Origin of the sequence: Devosia algicola, assembly GCF_028816455.1 — a bacterium.
Taxonomy (GTDB): domain Bacteria; phylum Pseudomonadota; class Alphaproteobacteria; order Rhizobiales; family Devosiaceae; genus Devosia; species Devosia algicola.
Window position 1 is genome coordinate 1,227,939 of sequence record NZ_CP118246.1, and the last position, 20,173, is coordinate 1,248,111.

The 20,173-nt window shown below is 56.3% G+C and carries 20 protein-coding genes and 4 pseudogenes; 12 read left to right on the plus strand and 12 right to left on the minus strand.

Going from position 1 to position 20,173, the window contains the following annotated elements; genetic code table 11:
* The first annotated feature begins 22 nt into the window (after positions 1-22).
* The 4 genes and pseudogenes from PSQ19_RS06565 to grxD all read left to right on the plus strand — a co-directional run bounded on the left by PSQ19_RS06565 (position 23) and on the right by grxD (position 1,662).
* Positions 23-256 (plus strand): BolA family protein, encoded by a 234-nt coding sequence (locus PSQ19_RS06565; protein WP_282210979.1) that lies wholly within the window; start codon positions 23-25, stop codon positions 254-256.
* A gap of 2 nt (positions 257-258) precedes the next feature.
* The gene (locus PSQ19_RS06570; RefSeq protein WP_282220105.1) at positions 259-579 is read left to right on the plus strand and encodes a DUF6665 family protein; all 321 of its coding nucleotides are present in this window, start codon (positions 259-261) and stop codon (positions 577-579) included.
* Positions 576-1,211 (plus strand): HAD family hydrolase, encoded by a 636-nt coding sequence (locus tag PSQ19_RS06575; RefSeq protein ID WP_282220106.1) that lies wholly within the window; start codon positions 576-578, stop codon positions 1,209-1,211. The genes PSQ19_RS06570 and PSQ19_RS06575 overlap by 4 nt, the downstream gene beginning before the upstream one ends.
* Positions 1,212-1,324: 113 nt before the next feature.
* Positions 1,325-1,662 (plus strand): annotated as a pseudogene (gene grxD / locus PSQ19_RS06580) (Grx4 family monothiol glutaredoxin).
* A 51-nt stretch (positions 1,663-1,713) separates the two neighbouring features.
* On the opposite strand, the pseudogene PSQ19_RS06585 reads toward grxD, so the two are convergent.
* Positions 1,714-2,002: pseudogene (locus PSQ19_RS06585) on the minus strand (Dabb family protein).
* Between the two features lie 141 nt (positions 2,003-2,143).
* Here PSQ19_RS06585 and PSQ19_RS06590 point away from each other — a divergent pair.
* Both PSQ19_RS06590 and PSQ19_RS06595 read left to right on the plus strand, forming a co-directional pair.
* The gene (locus tag PSQ19_RS06590) at positions 2,144-3,361 is read left to right on the plus strand and encodes an MFS transporter (protein ID WP_282220108.1); all 1,218 of its coding nucleotides are present in this window, start codon (positions 2,144-2,146) and stop codon (positions 3,359-3,361) included.
* A 124-nt stretch (positions 3,362-3,485) separates the two neighbouring features.
* Positions 3,486-4,736, plus strand: a complete 1,251-nt coding sequence (locus tag PSQ19_RS06595) for a multidrug effflux MFS transporter (RefSeq protein WP_282220109.1) — start codon at positions 3,486-3,488, stop codon at positions 4,734-4,736.
* Positions 4,737-4,770: 34 nt separating this feature from the next.
* On the opposite strand, the gene PSQ19_RS06600 is transcribed toward PSQ19_RS06595, so the two are convergent.
* Positions 4,771-5,499 carry an inositol monophosphatase family protein gene (locus tag PSQ19_RS06600; RefSeq protein ID WP_282220110.1) on the minus strand — a complete coding sequence of 243 codons (729 nt, stop codon included), beginning with the start codon at positions 5,497-5,499 and terminating at the stop codon, positions 4,771-4,773.
* A gap of 90 nt (positions 5,500-5,589) precedes the next feature.
* The gene (ttcA, locus tag PSQ19_RS06605; protein WP_282220111.1) at positions 5,590-6,456 is read right to left on the minus strand and encodes a tRNA 2-thiocytidine(32) synthetase TtcA; all 867 of its coding nucleotides are present in this window, start codon (positions 6,454-6,456) and stop codon (positions 5,590-5,592) included.
* A 141-nt stretch (positions 6,457-6,597) separates the two neighbouring features.
* Here ttcA and sbmA point away from each other — a divergent pair.
* Positions 6,598-7,921: pseudogene (gene sbmA / locus PSQ19_RS06610) on the plus strand (peptide antibiotic transporter SbmA).
* 92 nt (positions 7,922-8,013) lie between these two features.
* Here sbmA and rpsD read toward each other — a convergent pair.
* From rpsD to PSQ19_RS06635, 5 genes and pseudogenes are all read right to left on the minus strand, one after another.
* A pseudogene (gene rpsD / locus PSQ19_RS06615) lies at positions 8,014-8,632 on the minus strand (30S ribosomal protein S4).
* A 179-nt stretch (positions 8,633-8,811) separates the two neighbouring features.
* Entirely contained in the window at positions 8,812-10,053 is a 1,242-nt protein-coding gene (locus PSQ19_RS06620; RefSeq protein ID WP_282220112.1) for an MFS transporter, read from the minus strand.
* Between the two features lie 72 nt (positions 10,054-10,125).
* Positions 10,126-10,920 carry an RNA methyltransferase gene (locus PSQ19_RS06625; RefSeq protein WP_282220113.1) on the minus strand — a complete coding sequence of 265 codons (795 nt, stop codon included), beginning with the start codon at positions 10,918-10,920 and terminating at the stop codon, positions 10,126-10,128.
* 65 nt (positions 10,921-10,985) lie between these two features.
* Complete coding sequence (locus tag PSQ19_RS19755) at positions 10,986-11,582, minus strand: GNAT family N-acetyltransferase (protein ID WP_407649096.1); 597 nt, start codon at positions 11,580-11,582, stop codon at positions 10,986-10,988.
* A gap of 104 nt (positions 11,583-11,686) precedes the next feature.
* A complete protein-coding gene (locus PSQ19_RS06635) occupies positions 11,687-12,283 on the minus strand; it encodes a GNAT family N-acetyltransferase (RefSeq protein ID WP_282220115.1) in 597 nt (198 codons plus the stop codon).
* Positions 12,284-12,374: 91 nt separating this feature from the next.
* On the opposite strand from PSQ19_RS06635, the gene PSQ19_RS19760 reads away from it, so the two are divergent.
* Both PSQ19_RS19760 and PSQ19_RS06640 read left to right on the plus strand, forming a co-directional pair.
* Entirely contained in the window at positions 12,375-12,821 is a 447-nt protein-coding gene (locus PSQ19_RS19760; protein ID WP_456077517.1) for a GFA family protein, read from the plus strand.
* Complete coding sequence (locus PSQ19_RS06640; protein WP_282220116.1) at positions 12,818-13,150, plus strand: TfoX/Sxy family protein; 333 nt, start codon at positions 12,818-12,820, stop codon at positions 13,148-13,150. The genes PSQ19_RS19760 and PSQ19_RS06640 overlap by 4 nt, the downstream gene beginning before the upstream one ends.
* A gap of 2 nt (positions 13,151-13,152) precedes the next feature.
* On the opposite strand, the gene fabF is transcribed toward PSQ19_RS06640, so the two are convergent.
* On the minus strand, positions 13,153-14,439 hold the full coding sequence (fabF, locus tag PSQ19_RS06645; protein ID WP_282220117.1) for a beta-ketoacyl-ACP synthase II: 1,287 nt from the start codon (positions 14,437-14,439) through the stop codon (positions 13,153-13,155).
* Between the two features lie 218 nt (positions 14,440-14,657).
* Here fabF and PSQ19_RS06650 point away from each other — a divergent pair, with 218 nt between their 5' ends.
* Entirely contained in the window at positions 14,658-15,869 is a 1,212-nt protein-coding gene (locus PSQ19_RS06650; protein ID WP_282220118.1) for an NADP-dependent isocitrate dehydrogenase, read from the plus strand.
* Positions 15,870-16,147: 278 nt separating this feature from the next.
* The gene (locus tag PSQ19_RS06655; RefSeq protein ID WP_282220119.1) at positions 16,148-17,257 is read left to right on the plus strand and encodes an outer membrane protein transport protein; all 1,110 of its coding nucleotides are present in this window, start codon (positions 16,148-16,150) and stop codon (positions 17,255-17,257) included.
* Between the two features lie 160 nt (positions 17,258-17,417).
* Here the strand turns inward: PSQ19_RS06655 and PSQ19_RS06660 are convergent, their stop codons facing one another.
* Genes PSQ19_RS06660 through PSQ19_RS06670 form a run of 3 tightly spaced genes read right to left on the minus strand, consistent with a single transcriptional unit; the run spans position 17,418 to position 19,057 of the window.
* Positions 17,418-18,626, minus strand: coding sequence for a hypothetical protein (locus tag PSQ19_RS06660; RefSeq protein WP_282220120.1), 1,209 nt, complete (start codon positions 18,624-18,626; stop codon positions 17,418-17,420).
* Positions 18,595-18,801 (minus strand): vWA domain-containing protein, encoded by a 207-nt coding sequence (locus PSQ19_RS06665; RefSeq protein ID WP_282220121.1) that lies wholly within the window; start codon positions 18,799-18,801, stop codon positions 18,595-18,597. The genes PSQ19_RS06660 and PSQ19_RS06665 overlap by 32 nt, the downstream gene beginning before the upstream one ends.
* A gap of 13 nt (positions 18,802-18,814) precedes the next feature.
* A complete protein-coding gene (locus tag PSQ19_RS06670) occupies positions 18,815-19,057 on the minus strand; it encodes a vWA domain-containing protein (protein WP_282220122.1) in 243 nt (80 codons plus the stop codon).
* Between the two features lie 230 nt (positions 19,058-19,287).
* Between PSQ19_RS06670 and PSQ19_RS06675 the strand changes: the two genes are divergently transcribed.
* Positions 19,288-20,172, plus strand: a complete 885-nt coding sequence (locus PSQ19_RS06675) for a DMT family transporter (protein ID WP_282220123.1) — start codon at positions 19,288-19,290, stop codon at positions 20,170-20,172.
* The last annotated feature ends 1 nt before the right edge of the window (position 20,173 follow it).

The window sequence follows — 20,173 nt, forward strand, 5'->3', positions numbered from 1 at the left end:
CTACGACAAAAAGGGGTACGTCATGGCCATGGACGCCAACGAAATCGAGCGCCGAATCAAGACCGCCCTGCCCGACGCCGAAATCGAAATCCGCGATCTGGCCGGTGATGGCGACCACTATGCCGCCACGGTGATTTCCGAAACTTTTCGCGGCAAGTCGCGGGTCCAGCAACATCAACTCGTCTATGCAGCGCTGCAGGGCGATATGGGCGGCGCGCTTCACGCGCTTGCCCTCCAGACCAGTGCACCTGAGTAATCGTGTCGCTGCGCGATTCTCTTGATCTGATCCGTGTCGTCCGCCCCGAAGCGGGCACGGCGGCGCTGCAAAACGAGATCGCCGCCGAACGCGCCTCGTCCTTGGGCGCAGCTGAGCGCCATGTTGTGGCGGCACTGGAACGACTCGAAAAGGCAACTGCCAATCGTGACAACGCCCTGAACGAAGCGCGCCGGTTGGTCTGGCAATATTTCGTCCAACGCGAACTTGTCGGCTTCCGCCGTCACACCGACGTGATTCATGAGTTGAAGATTACCCCCGAAGTGCTTGTCGGACTTGGCGTAATGCCGCGTGGCCCGCGGTGACTCGCGCCATCATTTTCGACATCGATGGCGTCCTGGTGCACGGCTATCACGCCAACCCCGCGTTGCGGCGCCGCTGGGATGAAAATCTATTGGCCGATCTCGGCATCGATCCCAACCGTTTTCGAGACGAATTCATCTTCGATATTTTTATAAAGAAAGTTGTCACGGGTCAGATGGCCTTGGTCGAGGCGCTCGACAAGCGCCTTCCCTCCCTTGGCTATAACGGTTCGCCCATGACGCTCGTGCATTATTGGTTCAGCCACGACAGCCAACTCAATCATGAACTGATCGCTGCCATTCGCGCGCTTAAGGCAAAAGCCGATATCCGCCTGTTCATAGCCACCAACCAGGACCACATGCGGGCCCTTTGGTTGTGGGATAAACTGGGCCTTGGCGATATTTTCGAGGACATATTTTATTCGGCCCGCGTCGGCATCCGAAAGCCCGAAAACGGCTTCTTCGACTTCATTGCCGCCCGCATCGGGCCACAGTCGGTGCCGCCGCTATTCTTTGACGACACGCCAAAAGTGGTCGAAGCCGCCAGCGCCTATGGTTGGGACGCAATCGAATACCAGGCACTCACCGATTTCACCAACCACCCATGGGTCGCGTCACAATTGGCAATCGCATAACACCAACCGCATCGTTCTTTTGCGATGATGATCTCGACACTGCCGCAGTGGTGGCCTATTTATCAACCAGACCAAACCCGGCCCTTGCACCCGGCTTATGAAAGGCAACACCAATGACCGATATCAATGCGTTCATCGACGACAAGGTAAAGAACAACGACGTATTCCTGTTCATGAAAGGATCGCCGGATTTTCCCCAGTGCGGTTTTTCAGGTCAGGTCGTCCAGATTTTGAGCCTATCTCGGCGTCACCTATGATAGCGCCAATGTGCTCGAGAGCGCCGAGCCTGCGCGATGGAATCAAGGCCTATACCAATTGGCCCACCATCCCACAGCTTTACGTTAAGGGCGAATTCGTCGGTGGTGCCGACATCGTGCGTGAAATGTTCCAGGCTGGCGAGTTGCAGTCGCATATGACCGCGGCGGGCATTGAAGTCAAACAGCCTGCCTGATCGACAAGCATTCAGACTGATCGTTTCAACGCCGGGTCTTCGCCCGGCGTTTTATTTTGCCGCAACGTCAGCCGACAGCCTTAGGCTCGCGCAGGGGGCGAACCCGCTGCGTCGCCAGATCATAGGTCGGGTGCGCCTTGTAGGCAGCCAACCCAGCTGCGTCGGCAAACTCTGCATAAACCACGACGTCCACCTCGTTGGAAATCTGGTCCACCTTGGTGTTGCGCGTCACCTCAAAGCGCATTGACCCCGGAATTGTCCCGAGCAAATTCAACCCCTCACAGATAGCGTCGATATTTTCGGTCTTCTTGGCGCTGAAAAACACGATGTGGCGGATCAACTAGGACTCCAGACAAGGCTCGATTGTGGGCGGGCATGAAAATGATGCCATCACCAAAACCGATAACACCCATTTACCAAAATCACTTTGCGTGATGTCGTCGCAGGTCTAATCTGCGCGCCTCGCAATTGGATATCGACCATGCCCACCTCTGCACTGCGCCCGGCCGTCCCACTGCTTTTGTTGATCATCTGCGGCTGCGCCATCGCCGCAATCGGCAATGGCGTGCGGACAAGTTTCGGCCTGTTCACCCTGCCCATGTCGGCCGATCTGGGTCTGACGCGCGAAGGCTACGGCATGGCCATGGCCATTCAGAACCTTGCATGGGGCATCGCCCAGCCATTCGCCGGCAACTTTGCTGATCGGGTCGGCACCGGACGCACCCTTGCGGCTGGTGCATTCATCTACGCCGGCGGCGTCATTTTGATGACGTTTTCGCCCGATGCCGGTGCGTTGACGTTAACGGGTGGCGTGATTACCGGCGTCGGCATCGCCATTTGCTCATTCAGCGTCGTCATGGCCGCTTTCGGCCGTTCCGTGCCGCCCGAAAAGCGTTCGATGGTCTTCGGCATTGCCACCGCCGCCTCATCATTCGGCCAATTCATTTTCGCCCCGATCAGTCAGGGCTTCATCAACTCATTTGGCTGGCAAACCGCCCTTGTCTACCTTGGCGTGATGATCTTGATGATCATTCCACTGTCCTACGCCTTGCGCGGTCGCACCGAACAGGCCGTCGGACAAGCCGACCTGCCCTTCATGCAGGCACTGGCCCGCGCATGGGGCCATGGCTCCTACCGCTTGCTGGTCATTGGCTTTTTCGTCTGCGGCTTCCACCTGGCGTTCATTAACGTCCACATGCCCGCCTATCTGGTTCAGTGCGGCCTGTCGCCTGAAGTCGGCAGTTGGACCATCGCTGTCATCGGCCTGTTCAACATCGTTGGATCGCTGCTATCCGGCTATCTCGGCGGGCGCTTCCCCAAGCAATTGCTATTGGCGACCATATATTTTTCCCGCGCCGTTGCCATCGGCCTGTTCCTGCTTGTGCCGGTCAGCACCTTCACCGCCTTTGCGTTTGCAGCGGTAATGGGCGTTCTATGGCTTTCCACGGTACCGCTGACCGCAGGGCTGGTTGCCATGTTCTTTGGTGCCCGCTATCTGGGCATGCTCTACGGCGTCGCCTTCTTTTCCCATCAATTGGGGTCATTCGTCGGCGTCTGGCTCGGCGGCTATGTTTTTGACCAGACCGGTTCGTACAGCCTTGTGTGGTATCTCGGTATATTGTTGGGTCTGGGTTCAGCCGCCATCCACCTGCCCATAAACGAAAAAGGCGCCACCAGTTTTGCGTTGAAATCTGCCTGAGGGAAACATCCTGTCCAATTCATCGGTTAATACCGATGATGGGGTTGCCAAATATTAGCACACGAGTAATGTCGCGCGGACTTGGCCGCACCATCGGCTGCCGCATATTTTTCGAGAATCATTTATGTCCAATCACCTGACGCGGGTACTTTCCCGTCCGGAATTCATTGCCTTGATGGCAGCGCTTATGGCGCTAAATGCTATGGCTATTGATGTCATGCTGCCCGCCCTGCCCTATATGGGTGCTGCTCTCGGCGTCGAATCAGAGAACGAACGTCAGTTCGTTATTTCCGCCTACATGCTTGGCTTTGGCATGGCACAACTGGCCTTTGGTCCCTTGTCGGACCGTTTTGGTCGCCGCGCCCCGCTATTCATTGGTATAGTTGTGTACGTAGTCGCAGCCGTCGCAGCGATTTTCTCCCCCACATTTGGCGTCTTGCTGGCCCTGCGCTTTATTCAGGGTCTGGGCGCTGCTGGCACCCGGGTAATCGCCACCTCAATGGTACGCGACATCTATTCGGGGCGCGAAATGGCTGAAGTCATGTCGCTCACCTTCATGGTCTTCATGGCAATTCCCGTTATCGCACCAGGCGTTGGACAGGTGTTGCTGCTAACCGGCCCTTGGCAAACCATCTTCATTTTCATGGCTGGACTGGCAACAATCTCCGGGGTTTGGGGCTTTATCCGCCTACCGGAAACACTCGCACCGGCCGATCGACGCCCCCTGACCTTCAGTGCAGTCACCGATGGCTTCCGTCTGGTTGTCAGCAATCGTTCGGCGTTCATGTATGGATTGGCGGGCACCTTTACCTTCGGCGCCCTGTTCGGTTTCATCAGCACATCGCAACAGGTCTATGTCGACATCTATGGCTTGGGCCCTTATTTCCCAGTCGCCTTCGCCGCCATGGCCGCGCTGATGTCTGTGTCCTCCTTCACCAATTCGCGAATCGTTCGACGCCTAGGCATGAGACGTTTGTCGCATGGGGCCATGCTGGTATTCACAACCGTGTCGGCCATATGGCTTGGCCTGTCGATTGCCGGTTTCATGCCACTCTGGCTGTTCTTCACGCTGCTCGCGATCATAATGTTCAGCTTCGGCTGGGCCGCGTCGAACATGAACTCACTGTCAATGGAACCATTGGGAGCAGTGGCAGGTACCGCGGCATCGGTTTTTGGCTTCATCCAGACTGTGGGCGGCGCGCTGATCGGCAGCTTTATCGGTCAACAGTTCAACAACACTGTTGTGCCAGTCGCTGCGGGATATTTCATTATGGGGTCGCTGGCACTCATTTGCATACTGATCGCGGAAAACGGCAAGCTGTTTGGCGTCGGCAAGGAATATGAGAACAGTGCAGGAATGGCCGAGGCGCATTAGCATTGCGGCGTGGGTGGATCAAACACCCGCGCCTCTAAAATGTAAAAACCCGGCGCCGCAAGTCGGCCCACGCATCCCTGTCAGTCGCCACCAGCAAACCACCGTCAACATGATGCGGCTGATAGGTCGATCCATCAAGGCGTGCCGCATAGGCCCCTGCCTCCTGAGAGATCAGAACACCGGCCAGATGATCCCAGGGCATCAACTTGTTATACATCGCAAATTGGGAGTGCCCCGATACCAGCGTGCGATACTCATGCCCCGCGCAACGAAAATTCGATACCAGCCGGACCTTGGCCAGATTACTCATGATTTCCGCGCGGCGGTCCGGCGGGATAAAGGCAACCGATGCCGTCCCAACCATTTGTTCCAGTGGCAGGGTCGCCGCCGACCGTAGCCGAACCGCCTCCCCATCCGGCCGCCGGCGCCACGCACCGCCGCCTCTTTCAGCCATGATCCAGTCATCACCCATCGGATCATAGATGATGCCGGCAATGGTTTCGCCGTGTCGCACCACCGCTGCCATCACCGCAAACAGCGGTAGGTCCGCGGCGTAATTGGCCGTGCCATCAATTGGATCGACAACGACCGCAAGCTGCGCCGATGCCAGCCGATCAAGTAGCTTCGTGTCCGCCGCGACCGACTCCTCACCGACAAAAAGCGCCTCCGGCATCAGCGCCGATACACCCGACATGATATGCTTTTCCGCCGCCACATCAGCCTCGGTTACGAGGTCGATTGCCTCGGACTTGATACTGACCATGCCCGCGTCCAGTCGCCGGAATCGCGGCAGGATTTCTGCCCGTGCCGCGTCGCGCAATATTGTGGCGAGCCTTGGTAATATCGAACGGCATCAAATGGTTCTCCGGTCAGTCAATCCAGCAAAATCAAACAGTCTGGTGTCCAGCAAATGGCTGGGGTTCACATTGCCGAGCGCCCGGATCATCACATCCTTGCGCCCCGGCATTCGCTTTTCAATGTCATTGAGCATCGCCTTTGTGGCGTTGCGTTCCAACCCGTCCTGGCTACCGCACAGATCGCAGGGGATAATGGGAAATGCCAGGGCATCAGAAAAGCGCTGCAAATCGTCCTCTGCGCAAAAGATCATTGGCCGCAGGACTTCCACTGTGCCCTCGTCATTCATCAACCGCGCCGGCATCGCCGCCAGTTTGCCGCCATGAAACAGGTTCATGAAAAAAGTCTCGAGGCTATCTTCGCGATGATGCCCCAGCACGAGCGCGGAACAGCCTTCCTCCTGCGCGATCCGATATAGATTGCCCCGACGCAGTCGCGAGCACAGCGAGCAATATGTCGCTCCTGCCGGCAATTTGTCCGTAACGATGGAATATGTATCGCGGTATTCAATGCGGTGCTCGATCCCTAGTCCCGCGAGAAAATCGGGTAGTACATGTTTGGGAAAATTGGGCTGCCCCTGATCCAGATTGCAAACCAACAGGTCAACCGGTAGCAGTCCGCGCCACTTGAGATCGAGCAATATGGCCAACATGCCATAACTGTCCTTGCCACCAGACAGTGCCACCAGCCAGCGTTCGCCGGTTCGTGCCATGGCAAATTTATCGATGGCCTCTCGCGCATTGCGGATCAATCGCTTGCGCAATTTGTTGAAGGCCACCGACCTGGGGACGTGCGCAAATATTGGATGCGCACCACCGCTGGACGCGTCATCGGTGATCTCATCGGCCAGCGCCACTTCAGTCATCTTGAAACCCTCAACGACAGGACTGCGTTGCTGATACCGCCTCCTGCCATCCGGGGAAAGTAAAACTACAGCAAATCAAACACGCCAACATTACCAAGGTTTAATATCGAATTCTTGCTTTAAACGATTTGCCTCAGTTAGATGGCGCAGCTTCGCAGACTGTCAGGAGTACACGGTGTTTCGTTCTTTTTTCCCAATCCACGGATATTCTTCCCCGCCGCCCTGCTCTGGACCGCGCTGGCAATGCTTATTTGGTACACAATCGGCTCAAACTTGCAGAGTGTTTTCAGCCTTGGTCCTTGGTTGGGCATTCAGCCCACCGACGCCAATCCAACGCCGTTTTTCTCCCCCGACAAGGTATGGCTCTATCAATTTGTGATCATGTCCGGCTATCTGTTCTGCATCCCCTGGTACTGGATCGGCGGCAACAGGCACTGGTACTGGTGGTCAGTGGTTGGCAGTGTCACCATCATCGAAGTGGTCTATTTCAATGTTCAGATCAGCGCATGGCTCAACGATTGGTACGGAACATTCTACGATCTGATCCAGTCGGCGCTGACCAATCCAGGTACCGTCACACTAGACCAGTTTCTCGGCGAGATTGTCACGGTGGCCTACGTATTGGTGCCGAATATCACCGTTTTGGTACTCAATGCCTTTTTTATCGCCCATTTTCTGTTCCGTTGGCGCCGCGCCATGTCGTTTTTCTATCTCAGCAACTGGCGCAGCCTGCGCCACATCGAAGGCGCGTCCCAGCGCATTCAGGAGGATACGCAACGGTTCGCCAGCATTGTTGAATCTCTTGCCGTATCGCTGGTGTCTTCGGTCATGACATTGGTAGTGTTCCTGCCGTTACTTTGGGGCCTGTCCCAACACATTACCGAGCCTGCCTTTTGTAGGCCAGGTTGATGGCAGTCTGGTCTGGGTAGCGTTGGTGTCCTCGGCCTTCGGCACCGTGCTACTTGCCACGGTGGGTATCCGCCTGCCTGGTCTCGAGTTCATCAACCAGCGGGTCGAAGCGGCCTATCGCAAGGAACTGGTCTATGGCGAAGATCATGACGAGCGCGCCGAGCCGGTTACCGTGCGCCAGCTGTTTCTCAACATGCAGTCCAACTATTTCAGACTCTATCGGCATTACCTTTACTTCAATGTTGCCCGCTACGCGTATTTGCAGGGTTCCAACTTCATTCCATTGATTGCCATGGCCCCTTCAATTGTTGCCGGAGCATTGACCCTGGGCCTATTCCAGCAGATCAGCACCGCCTTTGGTCAGGTCGAAGACTCATTCAAATTTCTCGCCAGTTCCTGGACCACAATTATTTCACTGATCTCGGTGTTCAAGCGCTTGCGTGCCTTTGAGTCCAATATTCCCGGAGATGCACCGCTCATCAATGACTATGACGATTCCCGCTACCTGGCGCTTGTCGATGGTATGGCCACGGGCGATCCAGCCCCCGCCGTCTGACCAGCAACAACGCAAAAAAAGGCCGCTCCATCGAGCGGCCCTTTTAATAATTCTTTATCGTTCGACCGGCGCGAAACCAGATCGTGCTGTGTTTAACGCGAGTAAAATTCAACCACCAGATTTGGTTCCATCTGAACCGGATATGGCACATCCGACAAAGCTGGTACGCGAACGAAGGTCGCGGTCAGCTTGTTATGATCGGTGTCGACATATTCTGGAACATCGCGCTCTGCCAACTGGGTCGCTTCGATGACCACGGCAAGTTGCTTGGAACGCTCGCGTACTTCTACCTTGTCGCCGACCTGCAACTGGTAGGAAGGGATGTTGACGCGCTTGCCATTGACCATAACATGGCCATGCGAAACAAACTGCCGCGCTGCAAAAACCGTAGCAACGAACTTGGCGCGATACACAACCGCATCCAGGCGGCGTTCCAACAGACCAATCAGGTTCTCGCCGGTATCGCCCTTGACGCGCTGAGCCTTCGAAATACAGGCGCTTGAACGACTTCTCGGTGATCGAACCGTAATAGCCTTTGAGCTTCTGCTTGGCACGAAGCTGCAGACCATAATCGCTCAGCTTGCCCTTGCGGCGTTGACCATGCTGGCCGGGCCCATAGGCGCGAGCGTTGAGCGGGCTCTTCGGGCGACCCCAGATATTTTCGCCAAGACGGCGATCAATTTTGTGCTTGACTGAATTGCGCTTCGACATCGCGTATCCTTTCTAGAAACGTCGAAAGAAAATCGCGCCCTCCTCTGCCATCCGGTAACCCGGATGACCGACGAGATCCCAACTATTAAGGAGATCCCGGGTGCGCCTCTGGGCTCGAAAGCCTCGGTAGGTGGCCGCCTAATAAGGGGTAGTCCCCGTCAAGTCAAGCGCTGCGGGGCTCAAGCCATCTTCCGGTCAAGACTTTTTTGCTCGCGAAGTCCTGGAAATGCCCGACTCCAAATGGCTGCCACCATCATCGCGCCGACACCCCCGATCACCACCGCCGGCACTGGACCAATCAGAGCCGCCACCGATCCCGCCCGGAACTCGCCCAATTCGTTGGATGCGCCAATGAACACGCTATTGACCGCATTGACCCGCCCGCGCACCTCCTCGGGCGTCCACAATTGCATGATGGTTTCGCGGATCGTGACGCTGACCATGTCAGCGGCCCCCACCAGCGTCAGCGCTGGAATGGACAGCCACGCAGTGGTCGAAAGACCGAACACCACAGTAAATAGTCCGAACAGCGCAACGAAAATGAACAAGGCCTTGCCCGCATGATCCCGGATGGGAAAGCGGGTCAGAAAAATTGCCATGACGATCGCACCGACGCCCGGCGCCGCCCGCAACAGCCCAAGCTCTTGCGGTCCAGAGTGCAAAATGTCCTTGGCATAGATCGGCAGTAGCGCCACTGCGCCACCCATCAACACCGCAAACATATCGAGCGAAATCGCGCCCAATACGACCTTGTTGGAGAAAATATAGCGAAAGCCCGCAAACATCGTTTCAAGACTCGTCGCCTGCCGGGACGAGCGTTGCATCGGTTTGGGAATCAGCAAAACCGAAATCATCGCCAACACCAGCAATGTCGCAGCCGTGCCGAATGCCGCCGTCGGCGCAACACCATAAAGCAAGCCACCAGCCGCCGGCCCCATGATACCGGCAAATTGCCATGCCGACGCATTAACAGTAATGGCGTTGGACAATGCCTCGGGTGGCACCAGATTTGGCGCGAGGGACTGCGCGGCGGGGCCCCAGAAGGCCCGCGCGGTGCCCAGCATCACCAAAATGACAAAGATCGGCCAAACCTCATGCGCCTCGGCACTAACCAGGCTCAGAAAGCCCAGCGCACACACCAACTCAACGCCCAGGCACGTCGCCATGATCATGCGTCGGTTAAACCGGTCCGACGCCAATCCGGTCACCAAAATCAGCAGCAGCGCCGGCAAGAACAGTGATAGCCCCACCAGCCCCAGCAGAAAGGCGCTGCCGGTTACATCATAGATCTGCCAGGCAATCGAAACCGACATGATCTGCACCGAAAAGCTGACGAGTAGTGTCGTCAGCCAGAAGAACCGGAAGCCTTTGTAACTGAAGGCGAGTTTGGAGACGCCGGGCGCATCAGAGGGTTGGGTCATGATGACGCATCCTTGCCACGCGCCATCTCATCCGCCAAGCCGAAAATCGCCTGTTTGGTCCAGTGACGAATATTATTCGTCGAACTTGTTTCTATTGGGATTGGGGCGTTGATGCTTTCGATCAAGCGAGGAGATCACGCCACGCAACGTACGAACCTCCTGACTCGAAAACTGTCCCCGCGTCAGCAGTGTCCGCAGATTATTGACAACCGTGGGACGTTTTTCAGGGGAGGTAAAAAAGCCGGATCGTTCAAGGGCATCTTCAAGGTGACCGAATAGTCCAGTCAACTCCTCTCGCGGTGCCACATCTGCTAACACATCTGCGAACGGAAGTTGCGTGCCCAACTCGGTTTGCCGTCGCCATTCATAAGCAAGAATCAATACCGCCTGCGCAATATTGAGCGAGGCAAAAGCGGCTTCGACCGGCAGCGTTACAATGGCATCGGCCAGCGCCACTTCTTCATTGAGCAGACCCCAACGCTCGCGACCAAATAGCAAGCCCGCACCACCGCCCCCCTTTATGTGGCCGACAAGATTTCGACCCGCCTTTTCAGGGCCGAACACAGGCTTTTGCAGATCGCGCGGTCGCGCTGTCGTGGCATAGACCATCGTCAAATCAGCAATGGCACCTTCAAGTGTTTCGAATACCCTGACGCGATCAATTACATGGTCTGCCCGCGACGCCGCATTGACCGCTTTTTCATTGGGCCAACCATCACGCGGTCGCACCAGTCGCAAATCCCACAAGCCGAAATTGGCCATGGCACGGGCGGCGGTACCAATATTCTCGCCCAGTTGCGGTTCGCACAATATGACTGCCGGGCTTGGGCGTGTCTCAAAATCTTTGGATGAATCTGTTCCGGCCATGTCGCGCTTCCCTACGGTGCAGCGGGACATAGCCTAAGATTTGCCTACGACGCAAATTTACAATGTCAGGCGACGCGAACCCGTGGCGGGAAATGCCTGATCTTGCTCGACGGCCGCCATTCACGGTCCAGTATCGCGAAGTGCAATTCTTCATCCCACTCGCCCTGAAAGAGCGCGTGCTCGCGATAATGCGCTTCAAGCCGCAAACCGAGCTGTTCCAGGAGCTTGGCGGAATGATGGTTACGCCCGTCGCACCGTACAAAAACTCGATGAATGTTGTAGTGGTCAAATGCCAGGTCGAGCATCGCGCTTATGGCTTCGTGCGCGTACCCTCGGCCGGCCTGTCTCGGGTGCAGGATAAACCGCAACTCACTCTGGCCAGCGGTAGCGTCTGACCATCGCAAGCATGTGTGCCCCACAAGCTCCAAATTGTCCTTGCGCCGCATGGCTAGCGTAAGTGTGTCGCCTGGCCGACGCAGATTTATCTGTTCACACATCTGCCGAAGCACCGCTTCAACATCCTGCCTGTCGCGCGCCAGGCCATCAATATATCGCTGAGCATCGCGCATGCAAAGGTAGCTGCCCAAAGCCTCTAGGTCAGCGCGCTCGAACGCTGTCAGAACAAGTTGGTCGGTTGTAATCGGTAACTTCAAAGATGCCATCGTCCACTTCCCTCCGCCGTCCGTTCAAGCCCACAAACTCAACGCGCGCCGAGTCACAGGGTTCCTGCCCTGCCGATAGAAAATCGTACCCATCGTCGGCTGATTTATGCGCGATTGATGGGTACAGATTGCTCCTGTTGACGGCTAAGCCGCCACTCGCGCCGAAGAATGGCGTACACATACTCCTCGTCCCATTTACCCTTGAACAGCTTGTGCTCGCGAAAGTGGGCCTCGCGTCGCATGCCCAACCGCTCCATCAGCCGCCAGGACGTTACGTTATTGGTGCCGCATCGTGCCGTCGCCCGGTGCATATCGCCAGCTTCAAAGGCCAGATTCAAAAGCACTTCCCCTGCTTCGCTGGCAAAGCCTTGACCCTGCCAGTCGGGATGAAATATCCACCCCAACTCCACTTGTCGTGCCTCCTGACTGCGCCAGATCAACGATACTTCACCGATCAGGTTTTTGTCGTCCTTATGTTCGACCGCCAGTATGATCTTGTCACCTTCGCGGGCAAGAGCCACCTGCGAGATGCGTTGCCGCACCGCCAACGCACATTCATCGCGACTAAGCGCCACATCAAACAGATAAAGAGCTACGTCGTCACGCCGACGATAATCGTATACGGCATCGACATCACCACGCGTAAACGGCCGCAATCGCAGCCGGGCGGTTTTTATCGGATAGTCTGGTACTAGTGCCATGGGTCCTCGCCTGGCCGCACTTTGCCCACGCCGCGCATATTTGCAAGTCCGCCGCTTGTCTTGGCGCTTATACTCATGCGACTTTAGCGCAATGAGCAGTACACCGCGCCCGCATTTAAACACGTCTGCTGTCTGCGCCTGCGGACAGGTCAGCCTCACATTTAGCGGTGAAGTCCTGTCGATGTTCGTGTGCTCATGCCTTGATTGTCAGCGCGCATCCGGCACCGGCCATTCCTGCCTTGCCATGGTCCGTGCTGGCGACGTAGCGACAACCGGGACAGTCAGAACATATGATTTGACGGCGGAATCCGGCGGCACTGTCTCACGCAGCTTCTGCCCCAATTGCGGCACCCCAATATTTGGCAAATCCAGCCGCGCACCGGACATTGTTATGCTGCCGGTAGGGGTTTTTGCTCAAGATGCCGACTGGTTCTCGCCCCAACATCAGATCTTTGCGCGCAGCCATCACGATTGGGACGCGATGGGCGCTGCAATCGCCCGACACCACACCTATCCTCAACCCAGGCCCAAGACATGACACTCACCCAGGAAGTCGCCGCCCGTATTCGGGATCGCATCGCCTTGGACCCGCGCATCACCGAACGAAAAATGTTTGGTGGCATTGGCTTCATGCTCAACGGTAATATGGTTGTGGGCGCCACAAGCAAGGGTGCGCTTATGGTCCGTCTTGGCAAAAATAACGATGACGCGGCCCGTGCCCTGCCCGGCGCCGACCTCGTCGATTTCGCCTCAAAGCGAATGGGTGGTTTCCTTATTGTTCCGAGCGAGGCGATCGAGGAAGTCGACCGCCTCACTGCCTGGATTGATCTGGCAATGGCATTCACCTCCACTCTGCCACCCAAATAGGCTCAGTCGCCAAATTTGCTGAACACCAGGGCGGCATTAACCCCGCCAAAACCAAATGCATTCGCCAGCACATGGCGTAGCGCCTTGGCTTTGGCCACCTTTGGTATCAGATCAAATCGGTCTGCATCTGCATCCGGTTCATCCAGATTGAGCGTCGCGGGCACCATGGCGTGTCGCAACGCCTCAACGGAAATGATCGACGCCATGGCACCGGCGGCGCCAAGGAGATGCCCAGTAGCCGACTTTGTCGCCGATACCGCCAAATCTTTGCCACGACCCGAGAATATCGCCGAAATTCCTGCGATTTCCGCGGCATCACCGACTTCAGTCGAGGTGCTGTGCGCATTCACATAGTCAATGTCTGCGGGCGCCAACTGAGCCATTTTCAGGGCATTTCGCATTGCCACCTGGGCGCCCGCCCCGTCGGGTGACCCGGAGGTTAAATGATAGGCGTCTGCCGACGTGCCATAGCCTGACAGGATTGCCAGTGGCGTGGCGCCCCGCGCCTTGGCATGGCTGAGCTTCTCGATCACCAAAATGGCCGAACCTTCCGACAACACGAAGCCGTCACGCTTGGCGTCGAATGGTCGCGACGCCTTGGTCGGGTCGTCGTTATAGCCCGTTGATAGTGCTCGTGCAGCGCCAAAGCCACCCAGGGAAATCGGATCAACCGACCCCTCGGCACCACCCACCACGGCAACTTCTGCTTCCCCGGTCAAAATGAGCCTCATGCCATCACCAATTGCCTGAGCCGATGCGGCACAGGCGGTAACCGGCGCGCCAATCGGTCCCTTGAATCCATATTGAATGGAAATCCAGCCGGCTGCGAGATTGGCGAGAAATGACGGCACGGTAAAGGGAGACAGTCGACGCGGTCCTTTTTCAGCCACCAGTAGCGCGGATTTGGCCATGACCGGCGATCCACCGACACCCGAACCGATGATAGTGGCCGTCGCGTTTTGCTCTTCCAATGTCTTGGGCGCCCATCCCGACTGCGCTATCGCTTCAGCGGCAGCCACCAATCCATATTGGATGAACAAATCCATTTTCTTGACGTCTTTGGCGTCAATGGCCACGAGAGGGTCAAAACCTTCTGGGTCACGATCCTTGCCTGGCACCAACCCGGCAATTTGGGCCGTGTAGCCTGTAGTATCGAACCTGTCATTGTGCACGATGCCACTTTTGCCCGCGATGAGCCGTTCCCAGTTGGTTTTGACGCCGACGCCCAACGGCGACACCACGCCCATGCCAGTGACTACAATAGGGTCAGCACTATCGGGTATGAGCATTCAAGTCTCCTGTTTGGCGCAACTCACCGTACGGTCCTGCAAATAGGCGTGTATTGAGACGCCGTCAAATACGCTACTCCCACAACGCCTTCTCGACACTGAGCCTAACGCGACCCGGCATGGCCCCTTGCCGAGGCGGTCTTTGCGCTTTTATCTGGTAGTGCTATAGGGGCGCGGAACATGGCTACAGCCACAATAAATCTACTTGGGAGCGTTCAATGAGCAAAATTAAGGTCGCAAATCCGGTCGTGGATCTGGACGGCGATGAGATGACCCGGATTATCTGGCAGGCGATCAAAGACAAGCTCATCCATCCCTATCTTGATCTGCCCATCGAATATTATGACCTGTCCGTTGAGAACCGCGATGCAACCGATGACCAGGTTACCATCGATGCCGCCAAGGCCATCCAGAAGCATGGCGTCGGTATCAAGTGCGCCACCATCACCCCCGATGAACAGCGTGTTGAAGAATTCAAACTCAAAAAAATGTGGCGTTCGCCCAATGGCACGATCCGCAATATCATTGGCGGCGTGATTTTCCGCGAACCGATCATTTGCGAAAATGTCCCTCGCCTGGTGCCCGGCTGGACCCAGCCCATCATTGTTGGCCGTCATGCCTATGGCGATCAGTACCGCGCCACCGATTTCCGCTTCCCCGGCAAGGGCAAGCTGACCATTAAATTTACCGGCGACGACGGTGAAGTGATTGAACATGAGGTGTTCGACGCCCCAAGCGCTGGCATTGCCATGGCAATGTATAATCTTGACGATTCGATCCGCGATTTCGCTTATTCCTCGTTCAACTATGGTTTGGCGCGTGGCGTTCCGGTCTATTTGTCGACCAAGAACACCATTCTCAAAACCTATGACGGTCGTTTCAAAGACATTTTCCAGGAAATCTACGACGCCGAGTTCAAGGAAAAATTTGAGGCCAAAAAGATTTGGTACGAACACCGCTTGATCGACGACATGGTGGCCGCGGCCCTCAAATGGAGCGGCGGTTATGTATGGGCCTGTAAGAATTATGATGGCGACGTTCAGTCCGACATCGTGGCGCAGGGCTTTGGTTCGCTCGGCCTCATGACCTCGGTTCTAACTACCCCCGATGGCAAAATCGTAGAAGCCGAAGCCGCCCACGGCACCGTGACCCGTCACTATCGCCAGCATCAACAGGGCAAGGAAACCTCGACCAATTCCACAGCCTCGATCTTTGCGTGGACCCGCGGCTTGGCCCATCGCGCCAAACTCGACGACAATGCCGAATTGGCAAATTTCGCCACCACCCTCGAAAAAGTCGTGGTCGAGACCATTCAGGAAGGCAAAATGACCAAGGATCTGTCCTTGCTCGTTGGTCCTGATCAGCCATGGCTTACCACCATGGGCTTCCTCGACGCCATTGACGAGAACCTGCGCAAGGCAATGGCGTAAGTCCACGTGAATAGTTGAAGTGCTTCGCGATGTTGAAGGCGCCTCACGTGAGGCGCCTTTTTCTGCGTTCCCAAACTGGGCACTCGCGGGCCATTTCAGCGAATAACGCAGCGTTCATCTACCAAACGCTCGCTATTTATTAGCTGCTGACAACAAATTGATATTGGGTTAACTAATCCCAACTAGCTTTCGCGGGGATGATTCGGCGCTCAACCATGCAGGCTAGACAGAGACTTTACCCGGATTGCATTTGACGCAATTTGCGGATGGAGGATGTTTTGAAAGCACACCGCAATATTACGGCCGCAATGATTGGTTTGGCTGCCAGCCTACCATTGGTTGGTGGCGCTTTTGCCGGAGGGCTTGAAGCCAACGGGTACGACTGGGACGCGCTGTTTGATCCGGCGACTTACGCCAGCAAAGCCACCGCCACCTATGTATACATCAATAAGGATGTAACCAATGCGGGCGTGCAACCCGGTGTAGTCGCCACCACACCCTCCATCGTCTACTACAATGCAGGCTTTAAGGCCGATTTTTTGGACATGGCCAGTTGCCTGCTGAGCGTGCAGAATCCTTTTGGTGCGAACACTGCGCGCACCAACGCTTACGCAGCACTCACCGGACAGGCGGTCAATGAATCCATCCGCTCCACCGATACCGGTCTTACCTGTGCCGTTGGCATGCAAACAGACTCGGGCGTTATCAGCGTTATTGGCGGCCTATCCGCGCAGAACCTCAGCTACGACGCCGATGTTCCCACCACCCTGACCACGAGCACGCCTGTGTCTATCAGCGGCTGGTCGGCGGGCTGGCGTGCTGGTGTCGCTTATGAGATCCCCGAAATTGCCTTGCGGGTTAGCGCCATCTATAATTCCCCTGTCAAATATGACTTGTCGGGCACCGCTTACGGCGGCGCCGCGACCGCCAACGTCGAAACGCCGCAATCAATCGAACTGAAGGCGCAGACCGGCATTGCGCCAGGCTGGTTAGCGCTGGCCTCTGTCAAATGGGTGAACTGGAATGCCCTGCAAAAACTGACGGTCGACACTATTGGCGCGCCGCTGGTGTCAAATCTCGATTATCGCGACGGCTGGACGGTAACGGCCGGTGTTGGGCACGCGATAAATGAACAGTTGAGCATCCTCGGCCTCGTAACTTGGGACCGCGGGACCTCGACCCCCGGCGCTGGCGGCGTGTTGATGGCTGGCAGTCAAACTGATCGTTATGGCGTCACGCTGGGCGTCGGCTACGATATCTCCAAATCTGTGCAGTTTACCGGAGCCGTTTCGGCCAGCACACTTGTCGGCGGCACCAATGCATCCGGCGAGCAATGGGGGACCAGCAGTGTTTTCGCGGTCAATGGTGGTCTGAAGGCCTCGTTCTAGCTGCAACCAACCCGCCATCTTATGCCAACCCAACGGCGCCAAAACTGGCGCCGTTTTCGTTTCCCAAATTTGCCGCGGCACCATGGCCTTCGAAGGCGCCGGATTCTGGACCGCCATCGGCGGCGCATTGCGCCGCCTTCTTACTTGGCCGACCAGCAAGCTATTCGAAACTCAATTCGCTCCGCTCTCCGGCCGAAATGCTGACCGGCTTCTCAACCTCTTTGCGAACCACGATATAGTCGCCAGCAGGCAGCGTGGTTTCAAGGTTTCCATAATTACCGGCCGCCGATTTGCGATTTCCTTTGATGTCCTTCTTGGCATAAAAGATTTCAACAAAATCGTTGCCCGGCGCAGTCACCGCCAGAACCCCAGCATCGATCACTACGATCAGATCGGTTCGTTCCCCGGCCGTTACCGAAAGCGGTTTCTCGCCGTCTGCCGCGTCCAACTTGTAGCTGACGACATAATCGCCGGGCGGCAGTTCAAAACTCTGCTCCCCGCCATAGCCGCTAGCGACACTCTCGCGCGAACCATCCAACGATTTCTTGGCCTTGGAAATTTCAAGGAATACATCATCGTCGATCGCCATATCCTCGATATATTCCGTCGCTATGTGAGCCAGACCGATACCGACAACAATATCCTTGTCGATGGTTTCCCCTGCCACGGCGGTAAGGTTTTCTGATACCACCGCCGCGCCGATCTTGACCTCGGCAACAATGTCACCCGCCGGTACAATCGTACTCACGTCGCCATAATTGGTCGCCTGATCGCCTGCCCATTTGAGCGTCACGGTTGCCCCCTTATCCAGGTCTGCGCCCTCAAACGGTCGTGGATGCAGCTTGATCATCGCCGCGTTCAATACAAAGTGGGGTTCAGCGACCTTGCCAGTCTTGATGGTGACCTTCTGGCTTACTGAAGCATTGGCCATTGTCGCAGTGACGAAATAGTCCCCCGGATCCAGCATACCCCGGTATGCCGAATGATAATTGGTGCCGACATATTCGCCCTCACCGCCATCTGCTGCCACCGTGTACCATTTCCAGACCAGATCAATGCGTTGATCATCGACGATATCCGGACCACCTTCGATGAAGGACGCGCTGGGTTTGAAATTATAGTCCAGCGGCGCTGGTTTTGGTTCGGGCTTTGGCTCAGGCGCAACCGGGATTACAGCCTCGGCCACGGTAGTTTCCAGCGCCTTGGCCAGCCCCGTCTCGTCGTTGGCCGCTAAATACTGCCCGCCGGTGTTTTCCGCGAGGCACGCAACCTGCTTGCCTTCTTCATCGGTCAAGCCAAATCCAACAACATGGGCCGTAAAATCAACGCCCTGGCCCTCAAGGCTCACTTCCCAGGGCACAGGGATCAACGTCGCAGGTCTCCAACCCGTCGGTAATTAATATGACCGTGGCCTTGTCCTCGGTATATTTCAAAGTTTCCGCCGCCATGCGAACAGCAGCTGACAGGGGCGTCTTGCCTTTTGGGGAAATGGATTTTGCGGCCGTCGTAATCGCTTCAGCGTTGTTCTGGCCCGGCGGAACCATCAGCTCAATATCGCTACAATTGCCCTTTTCCCGATGCCCATAGGCTCATGAAGCCAAGTTCAAGATCGGCGGGAATATCTTTAAGCACCGATGCAAGAGTCTCACGCGCAATCGTAATCCGGGCTTTCCCGTCAATTTGGGCCCACATGGAACCCGATCCATCCAGCACGATGATGGCACGCTCCGCCGCAAAACTCGGCATGGCCGCCGCTATGATTAGCAGCACGCCAATCATCAGATTTCGAAACAGTCCCATTGCTTGTCCTCCAAAACGATTGCGAACAATATCAATCCCATCGCAACTTGGAAGTGACAACATTTACCGCCTGAACTTTTGATGAACCACGCATTCATCCAGAACTTGGCGATTGGCGCCGCCAAGCGTGTGTTGGCCGACAATATTGTGAGGACCCTATCGACGCCGCTCCCTTCAAAGGATATGGTTCCACAATTACTGCCTGTTTCCCTGCATTTCTGGATTATGCGATGCCTGTCGGCGTCATTCTTGCGTTTGCTGCCTATGCGATATTTTGCGTGAGCGATGCGCTAATCAAGGCCATCGGGTCTGGAATTTCTGTTTTCGAACTGGCGTTTTTTACCACAGCATTTGCCGTGGTTCCCGCGATCATCTCAAACCGTGGTGAGCGGTGGCGACATGCGCTACGGGTGCGTCACCCATTTCTGATCCAGCTACGTGCACTATGCGCCATCGCCAGTACAGCCTGCGTCATGTACGCGTTCACCCACATCCCCTTTGCTGACGTTTATGCGATCGCCTTCGCCTCGCCGATCCTGATTACCGTTCTCTCAGTATTTTTTCTTAAAGAGCATATGACGCCCACCCGCTGGGCGATGCTGGCGCTGGGCTTTCTCGGTGTCCTGCTCGTGATCCGGCCAGGCTTTCGCACGCTGGAGTTTGGTCACGTATTGATGATGGCAGCCGCTCTGTCCAGCGCCGTCGCAGCCATCATCTTGCGCCACATCGCCCCGATCGAACAACGCATCAGCATCATCGCGATTACGACGCTCTATTCGCTGGCCTTCAATGGCGCGATGATGCTGCACGAATTTACCGCCCCTACGGCTCATCAGTGGCTAATGATCGGGTTGGTCGGCTTATTTGGGGGCACCGGGCAATTGATCATCATCGCCGCAACCAAAATCACCCCCGCCAGCGTTGTCGCCCCCATACAATATAGCCAGCTGATCTGGGCCATATTATTTGGTGCCGTGCTCTATGCTGAATATCCAGACCGCCTGGCAATCATAGGCCTGCTCATCGTCTTGGCCACGGGCATGACCAACGTCATAAACGGAAAAACGCGGGCCCGTTGGAAAGCCCGCGTCTTCTCATATCGACTCGGTCAGTAGC

What these genes read in the sequence shown, in the direction of transcription:
- PSQ19_RS06565 (WP_282210979.1), top strand. Translation starts at nt 23, where the DNA reads ATGGCCATGGACGCCAACGAAATCGAGCGCCGAATCAAGACCGCCCTG.
- PSQ19_RS06590 (WP_282220108.1), top strand. Translation starts at nt 2,144, where the DNA reads ATGCCCACCTCTGCACTGCGCCCGGCCGTCCCACTGCTTTTGTTGATC.
- PSQ19_RS06595 (WP_282220109.1), top strand. Translation starts at nt 3,486, where the DNA reads ATGTCCAATCACCTGACGCGGGTACTTTCCCGTCCGGAATTCATTGCC.
- PSQ19_RS06600 (WP_282220110.1), bottom strand. Translation starts at nt 5,499, where the DNA reads ATGGTCAGTATCAAGTCCGAGGCAATCGACCTCGTAACCGAGGCTGAT.
- ttcA (WP_282220111.1), bottom strand. Translation starts at nt 6,456, where the DNA reads ATGACTGAAGTGGCGCTGGCCGATGAGATCACCGATGACGCGTCCAGC.
- PSQ19_RS06620 (WP_282220112.1), bottom strand. Translation starts at nt 10,053, where the DNA reads ATGACCCAACCCTCTGATGCGCCCGGCGTCTCCAAACTCGCCTTCAGT.
- PSQ19_RS06625 (WP_282220113.1), bottom strand. Translation starts at nt 10,920, where the DNA reads ATGGCCGGAACAGATTCATCCAAAGATTTTGAGACACGCCCAAGCCCG.
- PSQ19_RS19755 (WP_407649096.1), bottom strand. Translation starts at nt 11,582, where the DNA reads ATGGCATCTTTGAAGTTACCGATTACAACCGACCAACTTGTTCTGACA.
- PSQ19_RS06635 (WP_282220115.1), bottom strand. Translation starts at nt 12,283, where the DNA reads ATGGCACTAGTACCAGACTATCCGATAAAAACCGCCCGGCTGCGATTG.
- PSQ19_RS19760 (WP_456077517.1), top strand. Translation starts at nt 12,375, where the DNA reads ATGAGCAGTACACCGCGCCCGCATTTAAACACGTCTGCTGTCTGCGCC.
- PSQ19_RS06640 (WP_282220116.1), top strand. Translation starts at nt 12,818, where the DNA reads ATGACACTCACCCAGGAAGTCGCCGCCCGTATTCGGGATCGCATCGCC.
- fabF (WP_282220117.1), bottom strand. Translation starts at nt 14,439, where the DNA reads ATGCTCATACCCGATAGTGCTGACCCTATTGTAGTCACTGGCATGGGC.
- PSQ19_RS06650 (WP_282220118.1), top strand. Translation starts at nt 14,658, where the DNA reads ATGAGCAAAATTAAGGTCGCAAATCCGGTCGTGGATCTGGACGGCGAT.
- PSQ19_RS06665 (WP_282220121.1), bottom strand. Translation starts at nt 18,801, where the DNA reads ATGGTTCCGCCGGGCCAGAACAACGCTGAAGCGATTACGACGGCCGCA.
- PSQ19_RS06670 (WP_282220122.1), bottom strand. Translation starts at nt 19,057, where the DNA reads ATGGGACTGTTTCGAAATCTGATGATTGGCGTGCTGCTAATCATAGCG.
- PSQ19_RS06675 (WP_282220123.1), top strand. Translation starts at nt 19,288, where the DNA reads ATGCCTGTCGGCGTCATTCTTGCGTTTGCTGCCTATGCGATATTTTGC.